At 61.3% G+C, this 403-nt stretch carries 1 protein-coding gene; it reads left to right on the plus strand.

The genetic code is table 11. The annotated features are described in order from the left end of the window. Positions 1 to 403, plus strand: a 403-nt coding sequence (locus EE949_RS12990) for a TIGR00366 family protein (protein WP_164666771.1), incomplete at both ends; no start/stop codon positions are given.

Genomic DNA, 403 nt, shown 5'->3' on the forward strand with positions numbered 1-403 from the left:
ATTCTGGCGATCACCGGGGTCATTCCTTTCACCGAAACCATCTTCCTCTGGCAGTCCGGGGTCATGCTGGGAGTGCTGATGGTGATCTCAATCATCGTCGCCTATGCCACCGCGCCCGGCCCGAACAGCGCCCGTGACGCAAAGGCCTGCGGCGTGGACCCGGCCTTCAACCTGCCACCGCTGCCTGCCCGCTCACGTCCCGGTGAATGGCTGGAATCCAGTCCACTGCTGATCATTCTGATGGTGCTGCTGGGTGCAGGCTGGCTGTTCAACGAGTTCTCGACCAAACCGGCGATCACCGCAATTTCCGGGCTGAACACCTACAACTTCCTGTTCATTATGCTCGGTGCGCTGCTGCACTGGCGGCCACGCAGCTTTCTGGATGCCGTGGCGCGAGCAGTAC

Source organism: Pseudomonas viridiflava (genome assembly GCF_900602065.1).
GTDB lineage: Bacteria > Pseudomonadota > Gammaproteobacteria > Pseudomonadales > Pseudomonadaceae > Aquipseudomonas.